General features: G+C 36.1%; 15 protein-coding genes, 1 tRNA gene and 2 pseudogenes. 13 read left to right on the top strand and 5 right to left on the bottom strand.

Features of this window, described 5'->3' with window-relative positions:
• Positions 1–227 precede the first annotated feature (227 nt).
• The 13 genes and pseudogenes from ACFFLS_RS14295 to ACFFLS_RS14235 all read left to right on the top strand — a co-directional run bounded on the left by ACFFLS_RS14295 (position 228) and on the right by ACFFLS_RS14235 (position 21,613).
• Entirely contained in the window at positions 228–533 is a 306-nt protein-coding gene (locus tag ACFFLS_RS14295; RefSeq protein WP_379682263.1) for a hypothetical protein, read from the top strand.
• Positions 534–562: 29 nt separating this feature from the next.
• Positions 563–1,417 carry a phytanoyl-CoA dioxygenase family protein gene (locus ACFFLS_RS14290; protein ID WP_379682262.1) on the top strand — a complete coding sequence of 285 codons (855 nt, stop codon included), beginning with the start codon at positions 563–565 and terminating at the stop codon, positions 1,415–1,417.
• A 2-nt stretch (positions 1,418–1,419) separates the two neighbouring features.
• Positions 1,420–2,295 carry a phytanoyl-CoA dioxygenase family protein gene (locus tag ACFFLS_RS14285; protein ID WP_379682261.1) on the top strand — a complete coding sequence of 292 codons (876 nt, stop codon included), beginning with the start codon at positions 1,420–1,422 and terminating at the stop codon, positions 2,293–2,295.
• Positions 2,282–3,400, top strand: a complete 1,119-nt coding sequence (locus tag ACFFLS_RS14280; RefSeq protein ID WP_078227663.1) for a prenyltransferase/squalene oxidase repeat-containing protein — start codon at positions 2,282–2,284, stop codon at positions 3,398–3,400. Before ACFFLS_RS14285 ends, ACFFLS_RS14280 begins: the two co-directional genes overlap by 14 nt.
• A 217-nt stretch (positions 3,401–3,617) precedes the next feature.
• The gene (locus tag ACFFLS_RS14275; RefSeq protein ID WP_379689466.1) at positions 3,618–11,684 is read left to right on the top strand and encodes an RHS repeat-associated core domain-containing protein; all 8,067 of its coding nucleotides are present in this window, start codon (positions 3,618–3,620) and stop codon (positions 11,682–11,684) included.
• A 117-nt stretch (positions 11,685–11,801) separates the two neighbouring features.
• Positions 11,802–12,209, top strand: a pseudogene (locus ACFFLS_RS14270) (transposase family protein); the annotation flags it as partial.
• A gap of 629 nt (positions 12,210–12,838) precedes the next feature.
• On the top strand, positions 12,839–15,310 hold the full coding sequence (locus ACFFLS_RS14265; RefSeq protein WP_379682256.1) for a PEP/pyruvate-binding domain-containing protein: 2,472 nt from the start codon (positions 12,839–12,841) through the stop codon (positions 15,308–15,310).
• Positions 15,303–16,667: a nucleotidyltransferase family protein gene (locus ACFFLS_RS14260; protein WP_379682255.1), complete on the top strand. Its 1,365-nt coding sequence runs from the start codon at positions 15,303–15,305 to the stop codon at positions 16,665–16,667. Before ACFFLS_RS14265 ends, ACFFLS_RS14260 begins: the two co-directional genes overlap by 8 nt.
• On the top strand, positions 16,657–17,259 hold the full coding sequence (locus tag ACFFLS_RS14255; protein WP_379682254.1) for an AAA family ATPase: 603 nt from the start codon (positions 16,657–16,659) through the stop codon (positions 17,257–17,259). Before ACFFLS_RS14260 ends, ACFFLS_RS14255 begins: the two co-directional genes overlap by 11 nt.
• Positions 17,256–18,056 carry a hypothetical protein gene (locus tag ACFFLS_RS14250; RefSeq protein WP_379682253.1) on the top strand — a complete coding sequence of 267 codons (801 nt, stop codon included), beginning with the start codon at positions 17,256–17,258 and terminating at the stop codon, positions 18,054–18,056. The genes ACFFLS_RS14255 and ACFFLS_RS14250 overlap by 4 nt, the downstream gene beginning before the upstream one ends.
• Positions 18,057–18,058: 2 nt before the next feature.
• Complete coding sequence (locus ACFFLS_RS14245; RefSeq protein ID WP_379682252.1) at positions 18,059–20,368, top strand: hydroxymethylglutaryl-coenzyme A reductase family protein; 2,310 nt, start codon at positions 18,059–18,061, stop codon at positions 20,366–20,368.
• A gap of 12 nt (positions 20,369–20,380) precedes the next feature.
• A complete protein-coding gene (locus tag ACFFLS_RS14240) occupies positions 20,381–20,758 on the top strand; it encodes a YbaN family protein (RefSeq protein WP_379682251.1) in 378 nt (125 codons plus the stop codon).
• A 189-nt stretch (positions 20,759–20,947) separates the two neighbouring features.
• The gene (locus tag ACFFLS_RS14235; RefSeq protein ID WP_379682250.1) at positions 20,948–21,613 is read left to right on the top strand and encodes an IS6 family transposase; all 666 of its coding nucleotides are present in this window, start codon (positions 20,948–20,950) and stop codon (positions 21,611–21,613) included.
• Here the strand turns inward: ACFFLS_RS14235 and ACFFLS_RS14230 are convergent.
• The 5 genes and pseudogenes from ACFFLS_RS14230 to ACFFLS_RS14210 all read right to left on the bottom strand — a co-directional run bounded on the left by ACFFLS_RS14230 (position 21,585) and on the right by ACFFLS_RS14210 (position 24,356).
• Positions 21,585–21,932: an Arm DNA-binding domain-containing protein gene (locus tag ACFFLS_RS14230; RefSeq protein ID WP_379682249.1), complete on the bottom strand. Its 348-nt coding sequence runs from the start codon at positions 21,930–21,932 to the stop codon at positions 21,585–21,587. The genes ACFFLS_RS14235 and ACFFLS_RS14230 overlap by 29 nt on opposite strands.
• Before the next feature lie 292 nt (positions 21,933–22,224).
• Positions 22,225–22,305, bottom strand: a tRNA-Tyr gene (locus ACFFLS_RS14225).
• Between the two features lie 184 nt (positions 22,306–22,489).
• Positions 22,490–22,876 (bottom strand): annotated as a pseudogene (locus ACFFLS_RS14220) (TlpA family protein disulfide reductase); the annotation flags it as partial.
• 18 nt (positions 22,877–22,894) lie between these two features.
• Complete coding sequence (locus tag ACFFLS_RS14215) at positions 22,895–23,656, bottom strand: DUF4369 domain-containing protein (RefSeq protein ID WP_379682248.1); 762 nt, start codon at positions 23,654–23,656, stop codon at positions 22,895–22,897.
• Positions 23,657–23,915: 259 nt separating this feature from the next.
• Positions 23,916–24,356 carry a KTSC domain-containing protein gene (locus ACFFLS_RS14210; RefSeq protein ID WP_111366992.1) on the bottom strand — a complete coding sequence of 147 codons (441 nt, stop codon included), beginning with the start codon at positions 24,354–24,356 and terminating at the stop codon, positions 23,916–23,918.
• Positions 24,357–24,418: the final 62 nt, after the last annotated feature.

Here is a 24,418-nt window from a genome sequence, read left to right as displayed (position 1 = left end):
CTTGTGGATTAAGTTTGCTAAACTATTTAGTTTTTCAGCACCCATATTCAAAAAAAACAGCAAACGGAAATAGGGGCGTTTTAAAGCCATTATTGGTTAATGAATATACTAAGTGTCAACTTTAAAGATGGGATGGCGCTGAGTTTTTTAGCAGACTCTATATTATTACAATTTACTATGGCAGCAAACAAATTATGAACTGTACTAAATTCTTATTATCAAAACAAATGAAACAAAGCATCATTATTCCAAGAAACAAAATTGTTATTTATTATCAAGGATATTGCACCAAATGTAAAATTTTATCTAAAATGGTAGTTGTTTTATCCTTGTATATTATAGAAAGAATACCGCTAGAAGTGGATGAAAGTATTCAACTTTTTTTTGAAGATTATCCTAAAGCGAAAGGCTATCCGATACTTTTTTTAGGTAGAACGCCTATTTATGATTATTGGGTTTTTCCAGCAGTTCCTTTTGCTATTGTCTTGTCCTGGTTCTACAAACTACAATCTTTGTTTCTTCAAGAGCATTGATTAATGTCTAATTTTTTTCTTCAAGAAATATGAGAAATGTTTTTAAAAACCCCATTCAACAAAAAGAATTTGAAGAAAAAGGGTATGTGGTGATTGATTTTTTGAATCCTTCAGAAGTTGATGCACTGCAACAATTATATAATCAATTAAATGCTCAGCCTAAAGAGAGAGGTTTTTCTACCTCTAATATGAGTATGGATGCCAATTACAGAAAGAATGTATCCAATGCTATAACAGACACTTTTGCAAAAGCGATTGCCTTGCATTTAGAAAATTTTAAGCTCTTTTTCGGAATATTCACGTCTAAGCAAGCAAATCAATCAGAAAGCATTTGTTCTATCCATCAGGATCCTACTTATGTAGACGAATCAAAATATCAAGGTATTACGTTATGGGTTCCTCTTATAGATACTAATGCCACAAATGGAGCTCTTGAAGTTATAGATGGCAGTCACAAATTGAATGATGGCCCAAGAAGTACGCTTCCTAAATTTCCATACAATGAATTGAGTCCTTATTTGATAGAAAATTACTTTAAACGTTTAGATATTAAGGCTGGACAAGCCTATATAGGAAGTTCTAAAGTTTTCCATTGGTCACCCTCTAATTTTAGCGATACTGAAAGAGTAGCCGCACTAGCTTGGTTAGCTGAAGAAGAAAGCCAAATGCGTTGTTATTATCAAGATTTTAGAAACCCAGGAGAAACAATGGAGGTGTTTGAATTAGAACCCGATTATTACATAGAAACCCCTTTGTTTAGCAGGCCTGATGAGACTAGAGCCAAAAAAATAGGAGAAACTCCTTTTTATTTTACTCCTCAAAATGAAGAAAGTGTTGCCGCCATATTAGGAGAAGCACATAGTAAAATAAAATTATCGGTTTAAAAATGAAAGCAAGTATAGTAAATAGAATTCTTTTTAAAAATCCAGAACATCAAGTTTTTTTTGATGTAAACGGATATGTAGTGGTTGATTTTTTAAATGATAGAGAAATAACATCACTCAAAAAATTTTATGATTCTTTAGAAGGGGATTTAGGAGAACCAGCTTTTGCTTCAACGATCATGAGTAAAAGCGCTATCTATAGAAATGCAGTTTCTAAGGGAATAGGCAATCATTTTGAAAGAGCAATGGCTACTATCTTTGAAGAGGTTACTTTCTTTTGGGGAAATTTCAATATTAAATATCCTCATCAAAATATAGGTATGGTTCCTTTGCATCAAGACCCTTCTTTTTTAGATGAAAGACGTTTTCAACCGCTTGGTTTATGGGTTCCTTTAATAGATACAAATATAGAAAATGGAGCATTGGAGGTGATACCTGGAAGCCATCATTTTTTGGATTTTCCTAGATGTGGTGGAGCAGCTTTTCCTTTTTCTAAGTATCAAGAAGCACTTTTAAAGGAATTTGGTATTTCATTACCCATGAAAGCAGGTCAAATTTACATTGGTAATCCTGCTTTATTTCACGCTTCACCAACTAATAAAAGTCTTCATCCCAGAATAGCAGCAGCAGGTTTAGCAGGTCCTTCAGAAAGTAGTTTAAGATACCATTGCTATAATGAATCTGGGGCAAACAATAGTGTCGATATCTTTGAAGTAGATCGAAAATACTATCTCTCAGCTCCTTTATTTAGTAGGCCTAATGTAAAAGAATATGAAATAGTAGAAAGTTTAGTTTTAGAAAAGCAAAAGGTTACAAAAGAAATACTGTTTGATTATTTAAATCAATTTAAAATAAAAAAAGACCATGTTACATGCTAGTAAAGAATTTTTAAATAAGAGTGAGGTAATTGCTACAAAAGAAACCTCTTGGCATTCTCTTTTTAAAAAAGGTATTGAGCACTTAATGGCAGAAAAAAAAGCCGATTTTGTGAATACAAAGCATTGTATGCCTTTCACAAAGGAAGTATTTCAGGTTGAACAGGAATTGCAAGTAGCGGATATTTTTCAAAGAGCTTTACTAGTTGATACTTTAATTGACGCACAAGAGAAATATCCAATTCCTTTACAGGAGATTATAGTATCGGAATTATTCTACTTAATGCGAAGCAAAAGGGAAGGAGGAATAGGAGCATGGAGCTATTTTCCTGATTTAAAAGAGTTGCCTCCAGATGTAGATGATTTAGCACAAATACTACAAGTATTTTGTAAATTTTATCCAAAAGATACTTTTAAAGATTTATTTGAAGTGCCAATTCAGACGGTATTAAATGATCAACCAAATGAAGATTTAGGATGGGAAACATGGATACTTCCAAAGGACAATTTAACCCAAGAACAACAATTGCAGTATGAATGGATTCATAAAGCATGGGGAACAGGTTCTGACGTTGACGTTGTGGCTAATTTTTTATATGCGCTACAGTTGTATGATAAAGAACGCTTTAAAGAAGACATTCAAAAAGGGTTACAATTTTTGAACAACAAACAACAACAAGGGGCTTGGGAAAGCACTTGGTATCACGGTCTTTATTATGGCACATATGTTAGTATAAAAGCCATTTGTTTTGCTAATGGAGACCACCAAGTCATTGCTAGTGCTTTAGATTTTTTAATTTGCTCTAGACAGGAGGATGGAGGATGGTCTTTGCCAGAACAAGCCTCAGATTCTTTACAAACGGCACTTGCTTTACTGGGTATTGCAATAGCTTCAAGTTATTTAGAAAGGACTATAGATTCACAATGGTTAAATAAAAGTTTACTCTTTTTAGCTAATCAATATCAGGAAAAGACAGGTTGGGAATCTTGCCATTTCATTAAAATGCCAATGGGAAGACCTATTGGTTTTGTACATACCATATTAACTTATGAGAGCGCTCCAATAACTACCAACTTCGTTAGTAAGGCTTGCCTACAATTTTTATAAAAAACCTATTTACAATTGATAAACAACAGAAAAAATGAGTTTTAATAATACACAGGGCAACGCTGAACAAAGTAAACCTCAAGTTGCTACGTTTCAGTTTGATAATAAAGCAATTGGTCAAGTAAAAGATAGTGTTAATCTATTTACAGGAACCGCTAATATTCCTATTAATATTGCCACTTTTCAAGGAAGAAAAGGGTTGGATGTAGATATTGATATGATGTATAATAGTAATGTTCAAAATTCAGTTAAAAATTGGAATATTTCAAATCCAACTGGAATTTTAGGATTGGGTTGGGATATGTCATTTGATAAAATTGCTGTTGAAAAAAATGGCAGTGGTACTACTTCATCAGATGAGTATTTTCTAGTAAGTAATGGTAGTTCAAACCAATTGATACAAGATGGTTTTTTACCTACAAATCCGGTAAATATTTTATTGTATCAACTTAGAAATTATGAGTTTTGGGACATACAATATGATGCATATAATGAAAAATGGACCATAATTAAGGAAGATGGAACTGTCTTTATTTATGGAGATAAAAACAGTGGCAGAAATACAGTACAATATGGAGTGCAATGGGGTAACTGGATTGGAGCTTCAAATTTAACTATAGGGCAAGAACATTTTGCAAGTGCTTGGAATTTGTCTGAAGTGATCAATACATGGGGAGAATCGGTGCTCTATACTTACGATAATGTGGAAGTTGCTGTAGGGAATAGTAATGGTCTGTTTTATACACAGGCTTCCTACCTAAAAAAAATAGAAGATAGTTTTAAAAGAACAATTGTATTTTTTTATGGAGAAAAATATGGTGCTAAAAATCCAAGCACAAAAAATATTGTGGAATATCAGTCTAGTCATACCAATCAGCCTAAACCAAATGCTTATCAAGATAGCTATGAAACCCGTTATTTAGATCATATTGAAGTGAAAAATAAATTGAATATACTTCAATTCACTATTTTATTTGAATATGATTTTATTAATTTAGGATCCAATAGCCAAGCTGCCGTTTATCCTTTAATGTGGAAAAGGGTTTTAAAAAGTTTTTGGCAAGTGCAACCTAGCGGAAATACATTACCAGGCATTGAATTTGAGTATTATGATAAAATTCAAGACATAAATTCGGGTGCATTAAAAAGTATTCTTTATCCACAAGGAGCAAGAGCAATTTATACCTATAAGGAAGAACCTCTAAATAGTTCTCGTAATATTAAGATTAATGCACCATTCGTTAATGCAACTCCTAGGGTTTGGTTTGGTTCTGATTATACGGTAATTACTTGGTATGATAAGGCAAATAAGAAACTAGTGGCTAAAGTACATTCTTGGTCGGGCAACTGGTCTGAATATGTATTAAATTCAGATGTGTCCACTAAAAATTATTTTAACAATGTTGATTTTGATATCGATAGTTTAGGAGTAGTAACCAAACAAGATTACATAGCGCTCTATTTTACTGATAAGACAAAGAAACAATTTCAATTATTTCTATACCGAAGAAATCCAGAACAATTTGGAACTTTTAATTTAACTAATGGAGCGCAGTATTTTCCCTTGCAAGCTGCTACATCAAAAGTAAGTGTCGAATCTGGTAAAAACTTTGTTATTGTTTCTAGTAAAGACATTACTACAACTCCTATTACTGCATTTCAGTGGAATTGGAAGCAAAAAACATGGAATAATTCATCGAATTCCCAACAAGGAGGAATAGCAATTGCAATACCTTCTCCTTCAGATCTTTCTAAAGCATCAAATATAGCAATCAAAGCAAGAGATAATTATTATATTGCTACATTTTATAATTTTACGTCAAAAGTATTACAATTTCAATTGTTTTATCACAATGGGAATAATGTTTGGTCCAAAAGCGCAGTGTATAATACTTCTAATGTTTCTATTTATAAAAACACTTCTGAAGGATTAGATTTTCCATTGAATTTAACTTTGAGTACTTCCTTTGGGGTAGCTACTTACATTACCGATCAAACCGATACAAAAATAAGTTACAGCCTAAGAATTCTGCAATGGGATAAGAATTTTAATATCCTTAATGCAGGAACTCCTTTAGTGAAAACCTATGAATCTCCTATTGTAAATGGAAAATCGCAATATCAATTGTTTTCTACTTTAGTAACTGATTCTTTGATAGCAAATAATCCTTTCTTGAATAGATATATTGCAGGAATGGGAAATACTAATAATCCGCTAAATTGGAAAGCCACCTCTTTTATTACTAAACCTGAAGATATTGTAAGTTTTGCAGCAGGTATAGACGTTGCAACTATGTCTAAAGAACAAGGACAAAACAACAGTAATCAATACCTACAATTTAATCCAAACACTGGCTTGTGGGGAGTGCCTCAAAATTTAGCTTCAACAGGGAAAAATAGTACTATAAGTAGTAATTATATGACGGTTGGGAAGGATGTTTTTTATCAGAATACAGATGGTAACTGGATTAAGCAAACACAACAATTAAATAATTTAAACGCTCCTGAAACGGTTCAGAATAGAGCTTCTATGTATATTGCTTATCAAGATACTACAGATGATACTGCACAAACCTATTTTGTAAATCCTATTAATGGCAGTTTAAGTGCACCTGTAAAACTACCTATTACTTCTGAAGGTCCTGGACAAAAAATAGTGGTTGACCAAGAAACGGTAAAAGCAGGTACTTTATTAGCAGGAGCTGATGTTTTTGTAACCTATCCTTCTAATCAGGAATTTGATACATGTGCCTCTCTTGCCTTATATAAAGTAGTAGACGGTAAAGCTACTGATTCGGTTCAAGTAACACCTGTATCTTATATTGCTATTACTAATGATGTGAATAATGAGGAAGCTTTTTGTCAATCTTATGACTATACTCGTTCTGCACAATCTATTATCACTTACGATTCTCGTTCTAGTTTAGCACAATTTCCAAAAGTAACCACTTTTATAGGGACTAAAATACCTGATGCGACTTTAACAACAAGTGGCATTTTAATTAGTTATTTTTCTAATGGCGTGTCTGTGCAGAATGAAATTCCTTACAATACTAATTGGGTATATAATTACAGTCAGTTATTAAATGGTGCTTTACTACAAAAATTACAATATGATAAAGAAGGTAATTTGGTAAGCAAGGATATTAATTATTGGCAACTATTTACAACTAATTTAAATCAAAAAAATTACTTGTTTGGTGCATTTTTTAGGATAAATAAAACCTTATCAGAACAAGATGGCGTTACACAATTATCTACAGTAGAATACTATCAAGATCTAGGATTGCCCATGCGTTCTTTTAGTTCCTATTATGACTCAAATGGTGATCAGAAAACAATTACCAGTGAGAAAAAATATGCTATTCAGATTCCGAGTTATCAAGTGGTCATGCAACAAAAACATTTGTTGAATGCTATAGCACAGGAATCGGTATTTATAAGTGATAAAAATACAGAAAAGAAGTGTATAGCTTCAAAAACGGTTACATGGAAAAACTGGTCGACTGAGACAGAATGGAAATGGTCACCTTTTCAAAATTTTGAATGGCTGGGGAATGATAAAAATACACCCGATTTTGATTTTTCTAATACTCAAAATAATACTGATTGGTTAAAAAAGCAAGAAGTTGTTTCAAGAGGTGTTTATGATACTGTAAACGAAATGATGGATGTAGAAGGTACAAAATCGTCTTATATCTATAGCACTGATGCACAATTTCAAATAGCCGAATTTTTAACGGCTAGTAAAATAGGTGAGGAAGCTTCATTTTTAAGTTTTGAATCTTATGAGGATAATGAAGGGTGGACAATCTTACCTAACGCAAGCATTATTCCTAATGACTTGGATACAACTATAGATGCTAAAATAGGACAATCATCGCTAAAGTTAGAAAAGGGAATTGGAATACAAAATAGTTTTACTCCTCAAAATCAATTACAAGAGTATGTTTTTTCAAGTTATGTGAAACTTCCAGAAGGTTTTGATCCAACAAAAGGTGATGCAAAATGGATGCTGTCTTTTAGTCAAAATGGAACAACAATAGGAAATGAAATAGATTTATCTTTTGGCAATGAAGTAGGCAAATGGGTTTACGTTTATCAAATTTTAAATTTAAAAGAAGTACAAACAAGTGCAAATACTGCTATAACTATTACTATTAAAGCGCAAAATAATAACGCTGCAACTGCAGTTTTAGTGGACTGTATTAGTTTTTCTCCTTTACGAAGTTTATTTTCTGCGGCATCCGTTAACACACAAATTGATGCTATTCAAGCCAGTTTAGGTTCAAATGGTGAAGTAAAGAGAAAGTTTTTTGATAATTTCCAAAGAGTAATAGCCAATACAAGTTTTGCAGAAAAAACAACATCCATAGCAACTAGTTATTTTTCACGAACAGGAAATGATAATGTTTTTTCTAAAGAAGATCCTAATAGTAAACTAAAAATAATGGCTGTTAATGGAGGAGATGCTCTTTCTTTTAATCAGGGTAATGAATGGAAAAACTATTGGACTCCTTCTAATGAACAAGACTGGCAAACAGATAACGGTTTATTGAATTATACAAAATCTTCTAGTGAAGGAATTTTAAATTACAAAGGAAACGAACTGAATGATTATGGATTATTGGTTCAGTTGATGCCCAAAGAAATCATCACTAAAGCATTAGGCATAAAAATAGGAGATCAATATACGGTGCAATGGAATCCATCATCTAGTCAATGGGAATTATTAGGAAGTGATAGTCAAATTCTCCAGTCTAAAAAGCAAAGTATGAAAGTAAGCAAATCCCAATCAGAAGATGAGGTGCAATCTTTATTAGTAAGAACGGGTTTGTATTCTAGAGCTATTAAAAATGCTGTTAAGTCAAAAAAAAGAGCTGTTTATGAATCAGAATTTAATAAATTCTATACCATAGAGCAGCGCTCTGATGCAACAGAAATAGTCGCATTAGCCGAACAATGGACTATTATGGTTACTAAAAACACTTTGTTGTTTTTTGCCGATGGCAGGCTTGTTTTTAACTATGCATCTAGTAGTATTATTTCTGGAAAACTAAGCTTGTTTACAAACAATAAAATAAGCATCAATAGCTTATCAACAATTATTAATCCTATGGCAACGCAAACATTTGTTAATGCTGTAGGAAATGATAAGCAGTCGCAATTATTAGATAATACTAGAATGACAGTAATTGATAAAATTTATAACAATCAAGGAAGTATAATTGCCAATACGAAGCCTGCTTTTGTTGAAGCATCAAATACTACACCTGTTTTTAAATATATAGCAGACTTTGCACTATATGATTCAACCACTCAAAAAATGCAAGGGTTAATTGCGGATGCTTACCAAGAGGATGAAGGCTATCCTTATTTTGGATACCGTTATGAAGTTTCCCCACTGGGAAGAATACTAGAGCAATCCATGCCAGGAGTAGCCTTTAAGTTAGGAGCTAATACTCAGCAATATCAATATGGAAGTAATACAGGAACTTATGGTTTGCCAAAAGGAGAATATTATCAGGTAAGTGTTACGGATCAAAATGGAAATAAAACGTATACAATTACCGATAAGCGAAATCAAGAAGTTAGAAAAGTAAGTCAGAAATCGGAAATTGAGGAGATTGTTTCAGCGGTTTATTATAATGATTTAGGCTATCCAATACGAGCCTTATCACCAAATTATGAAGAAGGTGAGCTAAATAACGAAGATTGGATAAGCTATCAAACGTATAGTTTTATAGGTCAATTAATCAGTACTTCGAATGCAAATGGAGGAACAACAGAAATGATTTACGACAGAGCCAATCGTTTGCGTTTCCGACAAGATGAAGAAGGGAAATCACAAGGGAATTATCAATATTATAAATATGATCTTTCTGGAAGAATAAGTGAAACTGGATATGTTTCAGGAGTTTGGGATAGAAATATTTTACAAGACCAGGCCAGTTTTCATCCTGAATATCCTGAAAATGTGGCGACTTGGAGAATGAAAACCTATTATGACTATGATGGAACTACTGCACCTTATCAAATAGGAAAAGTAGTAAAAACAGAGAATAATCATTCAGACAAGGGCAATGCAGATGTAGTAGAAAATTTCTTATATGACAGCTATGGAAATGTAATTAGTAGAACTCAAAAAGTAGTTGATTTTGACAATGAAAATTATGAAACTCGTTTTTATTACAACAATTTAGGAGGTATTACTCAAATTGATTATCCTATTGAAAAAGGGAATGCTCCTTATGCAGTATATTATACTTACAATAGCATTGGACAAATTAAAAGTATAGGAAATACGGCTGCTTCAAGTAATATCGCTTCTTATATTTATAATCCAGTGGGAAAACCTTTAGTAGAAACTTTAAACCCTATCGGAACTGGTTTTATTCGTAATTATGGGTATAATTCTCCTGTATGGCTTGATACTATAAAGGATACTAAAACGAAAGACAGTTCTTTTATTTTTCAAGAAACGTTACAAACTTCATTGCCAGAAGGACCAGCTTATTATAATGGACAATCAGCGGCTATTAGTTTCCAATATCCTTCAGGTATGAGTGCTGGTTCTACTTTTACAAATACTTATAATGCACTAAATGCATTAGAAAATGTTAAAGAAAGTAGAGGGCAGAATGAGTTGAATACTAAACAATATCAGTTTGATAATAATGGAAATTTTGATGCTATAACCATTAATTCTAAAACCTATCAATTTGAGCCAGAGATTGGAAAAGGAGATCGTCTTCAAAAAGTAACAGATACAGGAAATCAAAGTACCTTATTTGACTTTCAATACAATTTGAACGGTTCTATTGAACACTATCAAACCGCTAATGCAGATGGTTACGAAGCACAACAATTACAATTTTCTTATGATGCTGGTTCCCGTATGACTGCTGTGATAAATGATTTAAATCTTGAAAAACAATATAAATTATTTTATAACAGTTCAAGTGATAGAGTATTAAAGCAACAATTCTCTGGAAGTGCTCTTCAGGAAAGTACTTTGTATGTAAAAAGTTTATCGGGCAATCCATTAGTACAAATAAAGCAAAGTGATAGTGTGAAAAATACATTATATATGGTATATGGACCAATTGGTGTAGTATCATTTGTAAAAAATAATAATACCTATTTTACTTTGAAGGATCATTTAGGTTCTGTGAGAGTTATACTGGATGAAAGTGCTAATCCTGTTGCAGCTTATGAATATGATGTGTATGGAAATGTAACGATTGTTGCTCAACCAGAAACCGATTTCTTTCCTTATCTATTTACTAGTCAAGAATATGATTATGAATTGGGTATATATAATTACAAAGCTCGTTTTTATTTTAGCAGAATAGGTAGATTCGGTGTAATTGATGCTTATAACCAATTCTTTAGTCCTTATATCTACGCAGGAAATAGTCCATTAGTATATATAGACCCATCGGGTAATTTTTCCATAGGCAATTTCTTTTCGGCTATTGGAGGTGCTATTATTGGAGCCTTTGAAATTTTAATAGGTGTTGCTATCGATGCTTTGGCAGGAGTTTTAGAAGTCGTTACAGGAGGTCTTTCCACACCTGTAAGTATTGGATTAGCTTCTTTAGCAGGTGCATTCATAGGAGCAGGAGTAAGTTCTGTAACGTATTCAGCTGTTAGTTTAATTACAAACGATTTCAGTTGGAAAGAATATGGTATCAACACCGCAATTGGTTTTGTTGCTGGTGCTTTAACAGGTGGTTTTGGAGCGGCAGGTTCTATCGCTGCTGAAGCAGCTACTGGTGTAAAAGCGGCAGCAGAGGCTGGACAAGCTGTAAGTACTTTGGCCAAAGTAGCCAATACTGGAATAAAAGGTGCTTTTGCCGTTACAGGTGCTGAGCTTGCTGTTACATCATCAACACTAATAGATAATTCAGCAAATGGAAATAGTTTAGGAGCTGGTTTGGATGAAGCGCTAATAAAAGGAGTATTAAGCGCTACATTATCATGGGCAATAGGAGGAATTGATTATAAATCTGGATGGGGAAATTTATTTTCACGAATTACTGCTAATGTTGCAAAAGCTGAGGGTATTAGTGTGTCTATTCAATTAGGGTCGAATGCTGTTCATGGAAATAGTTTAGATACAGGACTTATGAATACAGTTGTTAAAGGATTCGTAGGTGGAAGTGTGGGAGCTTTAGGGACTAAATCCTATGCTACTGCAAGAGCAAAAAATGAAGCTAATTTTATGAATCTTCCTGCAACACAAAATCAGCCTGCAGCTAATGGAATCATTAGATTGTAAAAAAGAATACTTATAAGTACCCGTTGGGTGAAATTAACTGAAGTAAAATAATGGAAGTGGGTATTGTTCAAGATTCTGGAATACAGTGTCTTGACGTCATAAAACAAAACAATATTCATGACAAATATAGTTAAAAATTATTTTAGAGTTTTAGAAGTTATAAGTTCTTTGAATTGTGAAGCATACTGTAAATCAAGTGTTGGAAGAAAAGGCAAAATGTCTGATAAATAAGTTGTTGCATTAAGTTTGACGGCTGACTTTATGTCTATTGATAGTGAAAATTCATTGTTTAAACAGATCGATTCTAATTCAATACCTAATCTTATTGAATTTGAAGATTATTTCATTGTTGACAGTATGCCTTTAGAAGTCCGTAAATTTTCTCGTCATAATAGAGTTAAAATATGTAAAGATAAATTAGAAACGGCTCCATCAAAAGGATTTTGTGCTTCCCAAAACAACTGGTTTTATGGATATAAACTTCACGGAGTTTGTTCTGTATCAGGAATTTTTCATTTATTAGACCGGTAAAGATGGACTTTAAAGCGGCTGATAGTGACGGCAACTTCAGACTCAGTCACCATCATCAAAATATTTTAAACGACTGTCTTAGTTTTTTGCGGAAAAATCGAAGACAGCCCCAGATCGAGAAATACCCCTTATCCTCGTGTATAATTCCTCTAGGGCCTCCAATCCCAAATATTAAAATTATTGACCATAGATTTGTAAAAAAAAAGGTGTTTTTACTTGTTAATAGTTTTTTGAGTTTTTATATATTTGATTGTTAGTTTTTTAAGGTTGGTTTGTGACCTGATCACTATAGCCCTTTGCTTTAGTTCTTTATCTAGAACTGCAGACTTTTTTGTTTTGGCATTCGATTTGGATCATACAAACTTTTGCCTACCTATTGAATCTGAAGAATTTTCTTGCATAAAAAAATATGTTGGACAGTGCAATTTTTGGATACTACCTCATTGAAGGATTGAAATGTATGGTTTTTAGCAAGAAGATGATAAATTATTGCGAATTGGGGAATCATTCAGATATGCTGATTCATCAGTTTACAAACAAACAAGCACTGGTAAACATACAGATTATTACGGACCACTTTTAGTATATCGGAAGAGACCTGATAGATTCCTAACCTATTGTTGATGATGATGAATTATTATTCATACCTTGATATTCCAGACCTGTCTTTTGGTGGAAAAGCCGATGGGCTAGCCTTTCTTGTTAAAGAAGGATTCGATGTACCTCCCTTTTTTATAATACCCAATGAGGCTATTCAAAACGTCATTTCAGGAGGACTCCAGGCTGAAAGCTTATTTAAAGAGTGGCGGTCGGATGCCAATCCTGATAAAGATTCGCTTTGGGCATTGCGCTCCAGTGCAGGTGCAGAGGACGGCACCGAAAAGTCTTATGCGGGCATGTTTATTACGGTACTTAACTGTACGGCCGATGAGCTGCCGGCAGCTTTTGAAGAAGTACTGGCAGGTTTTAAGAAGATGCCTGCATCGGGATATGATACAGATAATGATGTTAGTTTTAATATGGTGTTGCAAGAAATGGTACAGGGAGAAATTTCCGGTGTGGGGTTCTCAGTGGATCCATTAAACCCTGACAATGAAAATCCCGTAGTCAGCATCATTCCCGGTTTAGGATTTAAGCTTGTTTCGGGTGAAGAGAACGGCATGGGGATAGAGTTGGCCGATTCTCCTAAAATAATTTCGAAGGATGATGCCTATGGAGGGAAAGTGTTTGACAAGGTATACAGAAGCATGACTCTTTCGGGTGATGCGTTATTTTTAGAAGCGGCTCCCTATCTAAAAGAAATCAGAGGCCGGCTCATAAAACTAGAGCAGTTAAAAGGGTATGCTGTAGATGCCGAATTTACGATCAGTAAGAACAGAATTTACTGGCTGCAGGTACGCCCCGTAACTTCATTAGTGCCAAAAGGTGATTATACGGTTTGGGACAATTCCAACCTGGCAATAAATTATCCAGGCGTTACATTACCCCTTACCAGTTCGTATATGCAGCATTCTTACAGCATGGCATATATGCAGATGTGCAGATTTTTAGGTTCGGGCAATTCGTTTATAGAAAATAACCGTAGCCTTTTCAAAGATATGCTTGGGGCTATTAAGGGAGGAATGTACTATAATATAACGGCATGGCAGCAGCTTTTATTCCAGCTGCCTTTCGGGAATAAGACAAGCCGGATGATTACAAAAATGATGGGGGCTGATGAGGCCAGATTCAGCAGACCGCCTGTTAGAGCTTCCCTTGCGGTGTATCTCAGGCTGTTGCTTAACTTAATGAAATGCATGCTTTTCTTTGGCCATTACAAAAAGCGATACCTTAACCAGTACAACCGCACCAGAGAGCAGTTTGAATCAACCGGCCTGCAAGCTAAGGGGCATCAGGAGCTGATTGACATCTATAGGGAAATGGAGTCTGATCTAGGGAAATACTGGTACCCGCCCATGATCAACGGTTTTTTTGCCATGCTGTCCTATAACGGGCTAAAAAAGATACTCCTGCGTTCAAAGATGCATGATTGGCATCCTAATTTTCTTAACGATGCTATAGCGGGAATCGGAGATGTGGTATCTGTAGAAATTGTGCGCACATTTGGGGAACTGATAGACAGGCTTGACAAAGACGAAGCTGTGAAAAGAATAATTATTGAAGAGCCGGCGCAGAAGGCCCTACATGAAATACAGCTGGAGCACCCGGAGTTTTACATGCTAATCAAGGACTATCTGGACAGGTTCGGCGAACGGTGCGACGAAGGGGAGATGAAGATGGAAACGGTGAATTACCGTGAAGACCCGTCAAAATTTATTGCTCTGCTAAAAGCAAACCTGTCACAGCCATATCAAGAGAGGCCGCCGCAAAAGCAATTCGATTACAGTAAAATACTGAAGGAACACTATATGTACCGTCCATTTACACGCCTGTTGCTGAGTACAGGATTAAAATTTGCAATTGCCCGCATACGCGACCGTGAAAATTTCCGCTTTATAAGGACAAAATCATTTGATATGGCCAGGAGGCTTTTCAGGGAGATGGACAAACGATTGCTTGATCAGGGACTGATAGATGGTCCAAGAGATTCTTTGTACCTGCATTTTGAGGAACTAAACGCCCCGTTGCTCGCCAATAGTTACAAAATGATAGTGAACTTAAGGAAACAAGAATATGCGGGCTATCAGAATGAATATCAGCCCGAGCGTTACCATCAGATCGGTGACGCATTTTATCCGATTGAAAAAAAATCATCTGCCAGTCGGGACTGCCTTTCAGGAACCGGTTGCAGCAGTGGCATCGCTACAGGGGCGGTCTTGCAGGTGCGCTCACCAGAGATCCATGATCTTGATGTAAAAGGTAAAATACTGGTGTCCTCATTTTTTGAGCCAGGCTGGATCGGCTTGTTTGCAAGGGCGGGAGGACTCGTAGCAGAACGGGGCAGTCTGCTTTCGCATACGGCCATTTTATGCAGGGAAATGGGAATCCCTTTTATTGTAGGTGCTAAAAATGCGGCTTCAGTGCTCATCGATGGAGAAAAAGTAAAAATAAACGGAGCCACAGGCTCTATAGAAAAAGTAAGCATTCATGAATAGTACTTTTAAAACCACAGCACTGCTAAGCCAGGTAGAGATAAAGCCGTCGGCGCTTTATGAAATCAGGGAGCATTTAACTTTGTTATGCCGCGAGCCTGAACTTCAGGATGCCTTTTTTGAATACTGTCTGAAATGGAAAATGGCTCCGTGGATTAATATTCAGCTTAAGCGTTATGAACTTATTGATTTCTTTGATCAAGATGTTAGAGGTAGATTTGAATCGGAATATCAAAAGACACTCAACGAGAATGAGCAGAGGACTACCATAGCCCACCGCTTTTTGAAAGCATTTAATGATAACGGCATTGATGTGATTATCCTAAAGGGCAATTTGTTTGCAGCCACCATTTATCAAGATACGGGGTATAAAAAGATGAACGATTTTGATATTCTCGTGAAGAAGGAAGACTGGCCAAAAATTCATAAAATCTATCTTGGCCTTGGGTTTATTCCATTAGGATTCGGATGGAGCGGCGAAAAGGAAGAAGAAACAAAATTCAGCCATACGGCAATACCGTTTATCAGTCCCGATTTTAAATGCATCATCGGCACGCAGTGGGGATTAAAATCACCCACGACAAATTTCAGTGTCGACATAAAACAGGCATGGAGTACAGCAACGCCTTTTTTAGTTGCCGGCGCTGCGTGCAAACAGCTTTCGCCTGCTTATAATCTGCTGCATCTCATACTGCACATGGGCATATATAAATGCGGCATACGGGACTGCATGGATGTATACAATCTGATTGCTTCGGAAACGTGGAATACAGAAGAGCTGTTTGCCTTAATAGAAAGCGCAAACGCTGCAGAAAAGGCCCGTTTTACTTTTGAGATGTGCAATTTATGTACAGATACGATTCCTGATGGATGGCTGCAGAGACTGGCGTTTAAGGATGCGTCATTTATTGGGACTCGCCTTGTAAAAAGAAAAAAAATGTTTGCCGAAACGGGTGATATTCATCTTTCTTACCATGATTATTTTCAGGATATAGAAAAGAACGTCATCTATCTTAATCTCTTTCCTAAGTTTCACCACCGCCTTCATTTTTATGGAAAGATACTGAAAATGATATACTTCCCCGATATAAAGCACAGCCTTAAGTTTATAGACAAGTTTCATAAGCCAACTGCAATGAACAAGATAAAAGGGAGGGTGCAGGGACCGTGGTTTTCATTTTCTATAATTGCACAAGAAATAGGCTGGAAGGTTACCGGTCTGCTTTTTATAAAGCTGTTTTTTGATGTTATGCTTTCGCCTGTAAATTACGTTTTCCCAAAAGAATCTTACTTCGATTATCTTAGAAAAAACAACATAGATCCTAAACATATAAAGAAAGTGGTAAACGATGTACAGTAAACTTAGAACTATTATCTGCATAACGGGAGCTGATGGCTCGGGGAAATCAACACTTGTAAGGGCACTGAAAAAAAAATGGCCGCACGCACATGAAGTAAGCATCTGGGATATGCTGGAAAACACGCAAGTGCAGGTTTTTAGCAATAAGAAAGATATAGACGAGTACCTGTGCCAGCTCAATGCCGATGCCCGCCTGTTGTTTCTTGCTCACGCCATGGAGGCAGCTATAGATAGGGCGCTGCAATCTGATTCTGATATTATCTTGATTAATGCCTATTACTATAAATATTTTGCTTCTGAGCTGGCTATGGGAGCGGACAAAGTACTCGAAGATTTCCTTGCTCTGCGCATGCCGGCGCCGGATAAGGTCATTTTCCTTTCTCATCCACCGGAGCTTAATGCGGCAAGAAAGAAACGGTTCTCAAAATATGAGTGCGGTTGTCGCGAAGCAACTTACCAGAATTTTATTAATTTTCAACAAAGATCAGTTCTTCAGCTCGAAAAATATATCAAGCCCGAATGGTGCGTGCTGAATGCGGCTTTGGAGCCTGAAGAGTTATGTGCATTGGCTCTTAAATCTATAACGGAATGATACGGACCATCCTCATTACCGGATTAGACGGCTGCGGTAAAAGTACGCTGTTTCTAAAGCTGAAATCGGACAGGCCTGAGCATGCGGTGCTGGTTAATTTACCCCATATAGACGAAGATGCATTACCTGCAGGAGGTGCATTGAAAAAGCAGGCGGGGCTCCTAAATCAAATGAGCAGCGAGGCAGATGAGAATGGCTGGGCCGATCTTAAGGCGCTTGCGCTGTTTGGTTCCATGATGTTATATGAAAAATTGGTTTGTGAAATCATAACGCCTCGTACCCGGATTGTGATATGTGAAAGGCATCCATTGATAGATACCCTTGTTTACGCTAAGTTTTATGCTCAGCGCATAACTCCCGAATATTTTAATCGCAAAAGGCTGGATCATTATAATAATGCCTACGGTGAGCTGCTTGCATTTATAGCAGAACTGCTGCCTATCGAAAACAAGGCTGACCCAGTAATGGGTATTTTTAATTTCATCCGCAATTTTTTTAAGGACACCACTGTGCCCGATGAAAATATAAAAGCATTATTTAAGGCAACGCTGCCAAATAAAGTCTTTTTCTTAAAAGCGGATCCGGAGATTCTTTTTGAACGCATTGCATCAAGAAATGTATCCGAGCCCCATGAAAAACTTGAGGTTTTGGAATTGTTTGATAATGCATATGATGCCCTATTTGAAAACATCTCCCAAAGCTATAGAATATCCGTCGAATATATTGATGCTTCGCACTTTAAAAACCTTGACAGGTTTTATGCGAGGCTTAAAAATGAAATAACCAACCTACACTAATTATGGAAAATTACCCAATAGTTCCAGGAAGGGGGCTGGTAACAGCTTATTCAACCAAATTACGGCACGATCATTTGGATGAGCTGGGACATTCTACAAAGTATATTTCTGCATCAAGCCTTTTTCATGCAGATATACAAAATAAGATAGAATCGTATATAGGTTCTGTTGAAATTCCGGTAGGCTTGGTGGGGCCTCTTTTGCATATTGGAGAAGATAAGGAGGAATGGGTGTATGCCGGGGCTGCGACGTTGGAAGGGGCGCTTGTAGCGAGTATGAACAGGGGCGCCAAGGCGGCCAGCCTCAGCGGAGGTGTCAAAACTAGTTTTGTCCACCAAAAAATGAGCCGCTGCCCGATGTTTGTTTTTAACGATGCCGCCGCCGCCGCCCTATTTTACAATTGGCTGCAGGACAAGTATCACTCTATTAAAAAAGAAGCTGAAAAGTATTCCAACCATGCGCAGCTTTTATCTATAGAGCCTGTCTGCATAACTAATGCAGTGCATCTCCGGTTTTATTACCGCACCGGCGATGCATCCGGACAGAACATGACAACTACCTGTACTTGGCATGCTATGCTTTTTATTGTGGAGCTATTTACCAAAGAAACTGCAGTAGCGATAAAAAACTATGTTATTGAAGGCAATGGCTCATCAGACAAAAAAATATCAGCACATTCAGTTGAAAAGGGCAGGGGAGTTCATGTCGTAGCGGAATGTCATCTAAAAGAGGAGGTTATAGAGAATGTGCTGCGCACTACTTCAGATGATGTTTTAAGATGTTATGCACCATCCCTTATGCTGGCTAAAAAAGATAACATGTTTGGGTATAACATCAATGTGGCAAATGCCATTGCCGCAATATTTGCTGCGACTGGACAGGACCTCGGATGCGTCCACGAATCTTCGGTAGGGATGCTTCATCTAGAAAAAGCGAAAGATGGGCTGTACATTTCACTTACCCTACCTACTCTTGTTATTGGAACGGTTGGAGGGGGAACCTCTGTGCCCAAACAAAAAGAAATGCTCGAGTTGATGCAATGTCATGGAAAAGGGGGACTGGAACGGTTTGCGCGGCTTATTGCTGCGTTTGCCCTATCCCTTGAAATCTCAACTTATGCAGCGATTGTAAGCGGTGCTTTTGCAAAAGCACATGAAAAACTGGGGAGAAACAAGCCTGTGAACTGGCTTATAAAATCTGAGCTTAATCAAAGCCTGATGAACGAAATAATGGGCGGTCTGTCAGATGATTATGCTGCGCTTTCTGTCTCTTTCGAAGAAAGGGAAATGGAGAATGGAATAATAACCAGCCTTACTGGTAAAACCAGTCAAAAGCTTATTGGTTTTTTCCCCTTCACAGCAAAAAGCACTCAATACAGCATGCTGCTGCTTGTAAAGTCTAAAGCGCTTGATCAGGATATTATCAAGGGGATGCACAATATGGCGGCAGCTATTGATCCTGCATTGTCTGACCTGATTTACAACTGCCGCAACCATACCGAATACTATAACTGCCATCGGAAAGAGCTTTTTATTTATGAAGACCTCTACAACAGCGGTTTTTGCGTAACGCCTGCCTATTACGGAAAGAAAGAAGACCTGCAGCGAGAAATATATCTTTTAGTTATGGAATACCTGACCAAGGATTCTATGCATCTCTTTAATACCGAAAACAGCCCTGAAATGTGGGGGGAGCTAGATATTGAGAAAGCGATAACAGCCATTACAGATATCCATCTGCACTATCATGCAAAGGATTCACAGATACCTGGCCACCTTATAAATAGGTTCGATCCTTCAAAGTCCGCATCGCTGTATGAAAAGCTTATTTCTATTATTTTGAAAGAAGAAGCCGCCTCTGAAAGTATTGAAGATCTTAAAAGACTATCGGATTTTTTGCAGGATATAACAAAAGGTTCAATAGAAAATGTACTTCCCATCTGCCTCGTTCATAATGATTTTAACCCGAGGAATGCAGGAATACGAAGCAATGGTGAGGTATGCATATATGACTGGGAATTGGCGGTAAAAAACATACCCCACCGCGATATTGTAGAATTTTTGGCTTTTGTAATAACGGATTCTGAGAATATGAGTATACTGGAAATGCACCTTGGCCGGCATGCGGCGGCCTGGGGAAGGGATTTGAATGATAAAGATTGGCTGAACGGCTATGCATACGCTTTAAAAGAATTTATGGTATGCAGGATGTCGTTTTATAAAGTTTCGGAGATCTTGATGAAGCTCAAATTTCCTGATAGGGTGATGAAGAATTGTTTCGCCATGCTCTCTTATATAGAGAACAGGCTTTAGATGCATTGATGGATGGGCGGCCGTTTACTCAAATATGTTAAGCTGTTTTTAGGGATAATTTCTCTCGTCTTGGCGTATATAGGCATTTTGCTGCCTGGTGTTCCCGCTGTTCCATTTATTCTTTCCGCCGGGTATTTTTTTCTTAACAGTTCGCCAAAGTTTTATCAGTGGCTTTTGCGTAGAAAGTTCGTCGGGCATTTGCTAAGAAAATATTTGCTTAGAACAAAAAAATCAAAAGGAACTATATGGTTTGTAATTTCCCAGTTATGGGTATCGCTTATAACTTTTCAAATCATTTTGAGGCCCGTATTTCCGGTTATCGTCGTTGTGAACCTAGCGGGAATAGCAGTAAGCCTTTTTATTTATAAAATGATAAGCAGGCATTGTTAAGAATTAATCAATTTTTGAGATCATTGGAAAAACAATGAAACTACTTTAGATGTACTCGTAGCTTGATTAGATAAAAGCATTGATTTTTGTTTATGTTTTATTTTTCAAATAAAAGCATAACCCATTCGGCTGCAGGTTCTGTCGCTTCTGTTTAATAACTATTATCTTTAGATCTTCGAAATATATTTTATGAATACGAAAGGTCATTGTTTTCCCAAAGCCATTATTTTGCAGGCTGTTTATTTCAAATTGCGATTTACATTGAGTTACCGTGATGTTGAGGAAATAATGAAAATGCGAGGAATAGCAGTTGATCATGCTACGATTCAGCGTTGGGTATTTAAATTTACTCCAATGATTGAATCTCAGATGAAAAAAAGAAAGAACAGAGTAGGGGTCAGCTGGCGAATGGATGAAACTTATATAAAAGTAAAAGGTATCTGGTGTTATTTATATCGGGCTGTTGATAAATGGGGTAGTACGGTGGATTTTCTTCTGACCAGAAGAAGACAGAGAATGAGCGCACAGTCATTTTTAATAAAAGCGATAAAGAATAATTGCCGGCCAACGGTAATAAATATAGACAAAAGCGGCTCTAACACCAGCGCAATAAGGGTTTACAACAAACGATCATTTTCGAATATAAAGATTAGGCAGTGTAAGTATCTGAACAATATTGTTGAGCAGGATCATCGTTTTATAAAATGGCGGATACAAACCTGTTTGGGTTTTAAAAGTTTTGAGTCTGCCGGAAGAACATTGGCAGGAATTGAAGTTGTGCACATGTTGAGAAAAAATCAGATGCTTAACCCAGGAATAAGTATGTTCAAATCATTCTGTAAATTGGCTGCATAATTTTTCGGGTTTCTGATTTCTTTCGAATTTGAATGCCAGATGCGACAGAACCCGGCTTTCCGCTATACATGATTTCTGTTTTGGTTTCATTGATTTTTATTGTCAATGAATCCAGAAAGAAGTTTAAAGATTTAGCATCCTCTTTACTGCCGAGGGCACGTTCAGTCTTTTGATCCCATCGGGTAAAATCCCATTTTCTCTTAGTTGATGTTTCCTTAGTAATGCCGTCTACGGTTATTCTAAGATGTACTGCTCTAATTTTACTTCCTTTGTGGGCGGTTTTTAGAAAAAATGCCAACCCAAAACTGTTTTCTAACATAATTCAGCTTTTTAGATTAATAAATGTAGAATTATAGCATCAAAAAAACAAGTCGTTAACCTCCTTAACCCCTTTGCTTATAAGGGATTTGTCCAAATTCTGTGGCACATTTTCCAGGTACTTAAAAGTGCCACGATTTTGCCACAGAAATTTTGTTAGGTTTTAAAAAATATGAAAAGCAGTATAAATAAAAAAAGCCTGCGAATCTTACGATTTGCAGGCTTTACCACGTTTTTTTCGGGTTTTTAAAAAGATTGAAAAACTTACGTTTCGGCTTCTTTTACCCTTTTTGTGGGGAGAGCAGGATTCGAACCTGCGAAGTTCACACAGCAGATTTACAGTCTGCCCTCGTTGGCCGCTTGAGTATCTCCCCGATCTCAGCTTGTTGTGCTTTGTTGTTCTAAGCGGTTGCAAAGATAGGAACTCTTTCTACATTTCCAAACAAAAAAACGACTTAATTTTAGGTTATTTTAAAGTTATTTTTTAATCGCTTGGAATTGAATAAAATAAAAAATCCCCAAGAAGGGGATTTTTTTGATTTATTTCAAAAAGTAGGATTATTTCGATAGTAATTCTAGAACTTTTGCTTTCAATTCTGGACCTCTTAAATCCTGAGCAACCACTTTTCCTGATGCATCAAGGATAAAAGTTGCTGGAATTGCTTCAACTTGATATTGCTTTGCTATTGGTTCATCCCATTGTTTTAGATTAGAAACATGTGTCCACGTTAAGCCATCTTTAGCAATTGCTTCTTTCCATTTTACTGGATCTTCATCTAAAGATACTCCAACAATGTTTAGCCCTTTTGAATGTAACTCTTTATAAAGCGCTACAACATTAGGATTTTCTTTTCGGCAAGGTCCGCACCATGAAGCCCAAAAATCAACGATAGTTACTTTCCCTAAGCTTTCTTTAAGCGAAACTACTTTTCCTTCTGGATTTGGAGCCGAAAAATCTGCTCTTCATTTAGCGCTACCAACAGGAGCTGCTGATGCACCTACTGCAGGTAATTTTGCTTGACCTAATCTAGTTTTGATTTCTTTACCAGGAGTAGTGTTTTTTACTGACTCATCTAAAGAATTGTATAAGCTTTCTGCTTTTTTAACATCTGCACTTGGGTCATTGATCATGCTTTGGATAATCAATGCAGAGATGTAAGATTTTGGGTGACCTTCAGCGTAAGCTAAATATTTCTTTTTGCTGTTTTCCTGAACTTCTGTCTGGATAGTCATGTATTGTTTCATCAAGCCGTTGATAGTAGCAGTATCTTGTGCTTCTTGAGCTTGTTTCATTTTCGCATTGTTGTTTTTTTGAAAATCAATTAAGCTTTTTTGAGTTTTTCTTAAATCTTCGTCAAATTTTACATACTCATCATTATTGTAAGTTCCAGAAACTTTTGTTCTTTGGATACTGTCTTTATCGATTTCAATTTTGATTTCTCCTGTTTCTAAGATAAAAGGAATAGGAGCATTTGCATCCTGAAGAATTAATGTATGAAAAGCAGGCTCTGTTACTTTACCTTTTATTTCAAATTTTCCGTCTGCAACTTTTACTGTATCAAGAGCAACTGTCATTCTTGTAGTCGGATCGATTCCTTGTAAGATGATTGTTTTTCCGTTGTCAATTCCTTTTGCAGTACCTGTAATTAGATATTCTCCGTCTTTAACTTTGCTGCATGAAATGATAGCTGCAGATGCTGTAAGTAAAAAAAGTATTTTTTTCATTATAAAAATTAATTAGTTAAATGATTTGTGCAACAAAAGTATCTAAAAATATAAAACATACAGAATTTTGCAACCTAAAATTTTGTTATAGTTTTTTTTTAGGTAATCTTCAATCAATCAACGTGTTTGCTTGCTCGATTTGATTTAAAACTCGCAGTTTTGAATTTATTTAGAAACTTATTTGGTCAAATTTATAATTTTTGAGCATAAAAAAAGCACCCTTTAATAAGAGTGCTTATATGAGTGTTTTGATGTAAATCTATTCTTGGTTTGTTTTCTTTCTCCAAGTAAAAGCATTCAAAATATGTCTTTTTGCAAATCTTGCAGGAGAATCAGCATTAACCATTTTTACGTAAGTTGCTTTAGGAACACTAATGTATTCGTAAACACTTCCGTTAGAAAAATCGATAATCAAACGACCTTCGACAAATTTAAAATCTGTGATAGAACAAGTTGAAATTGTTTCTGTGTACTCAGGTAAATTAAGTTTGATAGTATCAGGGTGAATACTTACTAAAAAGTGGTAAGCTTCGATAATCGTTTTACTTTTTTCTTCTGCCTCTTTTAAACCAGCTTCATTTCCAACAAATTTATCTGGATGAGATTCTTTCATCGCATTACGATAAATTGTTTTTAAATCTTTTAATTCTGCAGTTTTCTCTACGTTTAGTAACTTGCGGTATTCAACTATTTTTTTCATAAATAAAGGTAACTACTTGTCTATTAGTTTGAAATCGTTTGTGTTTTAGTTCAAATCGACAA

It is taken from the genome of Flavobacterium procerum, from assembly GCF_042431625.1.
Lineage (GTDB): Bacteria > Bacteroidota > Bacteroidia > Flavobacteriales > Flavobacteriaceae > Flavobacterium > Flavobacterium procerum.
This window is presented reverse-complemented; position numbering and strand designations above follow the sequence as displayed.